The 3,213-nt window shown below is 64.0% G+C and carries 5 protein-coding genes; 2 read left to right on the plus strand and 3 right to left on the minus strand.

Going from position 1 to position 3,213, the window contains the following annotated elements; translation table 11 throughout:
- Window positions 1-226: 226 nt before the first annotated feature.
- Complete coding sequence (locus RMN95_RS00640) at window positions 227-703, plus strand: GNAT family N-acetyltransferase (RefSeq protein WP_309615046.1); 477 nt, start codon at window positions 227-229, stop codon at window positions 701-703.
- Window positions 704-748: 45 nt separating this feature from the next.
- Here RMN95_RS00640 and RMN95_RS00645 read toward each other — a convergent pair whose 3' ends face one another.
- The 3 genes from RMN95_RS00645 to RMN95_RS00655 form a co-directional block, all read right to left on the minus strand.
- Window positions 749-1,381 (minus strand): lipocalin family protein, encoded by a 633-nt coding sequence (locus RMN95_RS00645; protein ID WP_309615047.1) that lies wholly within the window; start codon window positions 1,379-1,381, stop codon window positions 749-751.
- A gap of 173 nt (window positions 1,382-1,554) precedes the next feature.
- Window positions 1,555-1,761, minus strand: coding sequence for a hypothetical protein (locus tag RMN95_RS00650; protein WP_309615048.1), 207 nt, complete (start codon window positions 1,759-1,761; stop codon window positions 1,555-1,557).
- 93 nt (window positions 1,762-1,854) lie between these two features.
- Window positions 1,855-2,394 carry an NUDIX hydrolase family protein gene (locus RMN95_RS00655; protein WP_309615049.1) on the minus strand — a complete coding sequence of 180 codons (540 nt, stop codon included), beginning with the start codon at window positions 2,392-2,394 and terminating at the stop codon, window positions 1,855-1,857.
- 63 nt (window positions 2,395-2,457) lie between these two features.
- On the opposite strand from RMN95_RS00655, the gene RMN95_RS00660 reads away from it, so the two are divergent.
- On the plus strand, window positions 2,458-3,114 hold the full coding sequence (locus RMN95_RS00660; RefSeq protein ID WP_309615050.1) for a dienelactone hydrolase family protein: 657 nt from the start codon (window positions 2,458-2,460) through the stop codon (window positions 3,112-3,114).
- Window positions 3,115-3,213: the final 99 nt, after the last annotated feature.

The following is a 3,213-nucleotide window of genomic DNA, read 5'->3' on the forward strand; positions in this document are numbered from 1 at the left end:
ACCCGGAATCAGATACGTCGGCAATGGGAAACCCCGAGGGCGACGACCCCAAACACTCTAAACGTCACCGATGTCCTGACACACCAAACCGTCACCGATGTCCTGACACAAAACCGTCACCGATGTCCTGAGACATCACACGGGCAGATTTACCGCCAACCAACGGCGTGTCACCCTAAACTGCAGGAGTTATCAACACGTGAGACGCCCGCGGTAGCCTCAGGCGATGGACTTTCTGATCCGCGACGCCGTGCCCGATGACGCCGAGGCCATCTCCCACGTCCGGGTTGAAGGATGGCGCGAATCGTACGCACACATCCTGTCTGCGGGGTTTCTTGCTGCGCTGGATGCCTCGGCGCAGGTCGAGCGGTGGCGCGAGTCCATCGCGAGTGGCCGCACCATCGTCGTCGCGGAGGTTCATGGCAACGTTCGAGGTTTCGCGATCTCCGGGCCTGCGCGGACGGAGAACTCGCCGCACGACCTGGAGCTGCAGGCAATCTACCAGCTCGCGAAGATGCACGGCTCGGGCTCGGGTCAGGCCCTGCTGGACGCCTCGATCGGCAACCAACCTGCCTACCTGTGGGTTGCCGAACTCAACCCTCGTGCGATCGCCTTTTACCGGAAGAACGGATTCCGAGCAGACGGGGAGCGCATGATCTCACCGGAATGGGAGAACTTGGTCGAGATCAGGATGGCCCGGTAGCGACGCTGGTGCGGGAGTGAGGGGCAGCGCCCTCGCTCGAGTTGTTCACACGGAGCAGAGCGGTCGATTCGTTTCAACCCCGCCGGTGGTGGCGGTGATAACGAACTTGCAGGGGTCGAACCCGTTGCGAACGATGGCGCGCACCACCCCGGCGATCTGTCGGGCGTTCAGCTCCGGAGCGCGGGAGAGCACGAAACCGTTCGTCCGTGTTGGGTCTCCCACGACGGCCCATGAGTATGACTGCTGGTCGAGACCGATCACCCAGTATGCGCCGGCCGCCTGGAACAAGAACTGGCCGTTGGCCTGCGCAAAGGTGACCTCGAGCTGAGCGTTGCTGGTTGGCCCAGTGACCCGGGCCCTTCCCTCGACGGTGCTCACGGAGCCATCGGCGACGGTGCAGGTATTGATCACCTTCACCAGCCCGTCAGGCAGAGGGGTGTATTCGGCCCGCGTATCCCTCACGCACTGTGCGGTGAATCGTGCTGGGATGGCCGCAAGTTGCAGCCAGGTTCCCGAATAGCGTTGCAGATCGAGCGACGCAACGGGTTTTACTGCACGGGGTGTCGAGGCGGCCTGGTCGCCCGACGCGAATGCGGGAGCGACCGCAACAGTTGATAGCAGGGCTAGCGTGCCCAGCACTGCGGTGACCCGACGAATGGTCCGACGTATGTTCTTCATTGTCTTCTCCTTGAGGAACGGAACTTGGGCGCACCGTAGGCGATGCACCCAGGTCTCATCAGGGAAGTCAACCGGTCGGTTTACGAGCAAGTAGACCGAAAAATGAACCTTCCTGTCTACCATGGTGCCTCGGTACTCGTCGGGCCGCAATAACGCGGCTCAGATCACCGACGTCAGTGAGCGAGTGTTGCCACTGACTGGGCCCACAAGAAATACTTGTTCTTGCCCAGATCGCCCACGGTGGTGATGTTGAAGGCGGCCTTGAGGTGGTCGGCATCGCTGTCGCTCACGCCCTGAAGGGCCGAGACCGGAGCCTGCGCGAGCTCCGCAATGCTCGAGTTCTCGTATGCCTTGTCGAACTTATCGGTGATGCCGGCCATGATGAGCCCTTCTTCGTGGCGAAGTAATCGCGAACCCGAGCCTAATAAGGTGCCGCCCTTTTGTGGTGAATCGGCGCCAAACTCGTCGAACGCTTACGGCAATACGCCCACCGAGGCGAGGGCCGCACGCAGGAGGGCTCCGCGCCCGCCCTCCATGTCAGAGATGACGGATTCCGAGACAGCCTCGGCGGGTCGCATCCAGGTCACCTCGAGGGCGTCCTGGCGCGGCTCGCACGTTCCCGTGATCGGCACCACGTAGGCGAGGGAGACGGCGTGCTGGCGGGCATCCATGAACTGGCTCTCACTGGGCCAGGGGAAATACTCGGCCACCGAAAACGGCAGCGGACTGGCGGGGAGCAGCGGAAATGCCATCGGCCCGAGGTCTTTCTCCAGGTGACGAAACAGTGCATCGCGCACCGTCTCTCCGTACATCACGCGCCCGGATACGAGCGTGCGCGCGATCTCGCCGTCGTTGGCGCGCAGCAGCATCCCCACCTCGGTGACGCGCCCGAGCCCGTCGACACGCACCGGCACGGCCTCGACGTAGAGCAGTGGGAGGCGACGACGAGTCTCGGCCAGCTCCTCGTCGCTCAACCAGCCTGAGTTGGGGTCGGGGGTGCCTGTGGAAGCCATGCTCCATTCTTACCCCACTGGCTCGCGCGAGCCGACCGCTTCTCACAGTGGAAGGATGGAAACGTGAAACTGGATGAATCAGCGATTCTGTGGTCTGCACCCGAGGGCGAGCGTGACGGTCGTCCCCTGCTGGTGCTGCTGCACGGGTACGGATCACACGAGGGCGACCTCTTCTCCCTGTCCCCCGCGCTCCCGCTCGAACCGGTGATCGCCTCGGTGCGCGCGCCGATCGCCGAGAGCGGCGGGTGGGCTTGGTGGTCTCGCCGGGACAGCGTCGCTGGCGATCCACCCCTTCAGATAGTGGATGCCGCGGCCAAGGCCGTCATCGAATGGCTCGACACTCTGCCCGCAGGTCCCGTCAGCCTGCTCGGGTTCTCGCAGGGTGCCGCGATGGCGCTGCAACTGCTGCGACTCGATCCCGAGCGTTTCACCGCCACCGTCTCGTTGTCAGGGTTCGTCGCCGGGGGCGAACACCCCGGCGACGCGCGGCTCGCTGAGGTGAAGCCGCCGGTCTTCTGGGGGCGCGGAACCGACGATGCGGTCATCCCGGATCATGCCATCGACCGCACCGCGACATGGCTACCCCCTCACACCAGCGCCACCATTCGCACCTATGAGGGTCTAGGGCACGCGATCTCGACTCCTGAGCTTGTTGAGTTCAGTGGTTTCTTGCGCACTCACGCCCAGATCGTGCGGCCGGGCGCAACCCCTGACCAGTGACGGTGGTACGGGGGAGGATAGGAGCATGAGCTCGGTGCTCGACCAATTTTCCCCCGCGACCCGTGAGTGGTTCGACGGGGCGTTCGCCGCGCCCACCCC

Origin of the sequence: Salinibacterium sp. (assembly GCF_031364185.1) — a bacterium.
GTDB lineage: Bacteria > Actinomycetota > Actinomycetes > Actinomycetales > Microbacteriaceae > Rhodoglobus.

Coding starts and splice junctions, on each gene's coding strand:
- RMN95_RS00640 (WP_309615046.1), top strand. CDS start 227: ATGGACTTTCTGATCCGCGACGCCGTGCCCGATGACGCCGAGGCCATC.
- RMN95_RS00645 (WP_309615047.1), bottom strand. CDS start 1,381: ATGAAGAACATACGTCGGACCATTCGTCGGGTCACCGCAGTGCTGGGC.
- RMN95_RS00650 (WP_309615048.1), bottom strand. CDS start 1,761: ATGGCCGGCATCACCGATAAGTTCGACAAGGCATACGAGAACTCGAGC.
- RMN95_RS00655 (WP_309615049.1), bottom strand. CDS start 2,394: ATGGCTTCCACAGGCACCCCCGACCCCAACTCAGGCTGGTTGAGCGAC.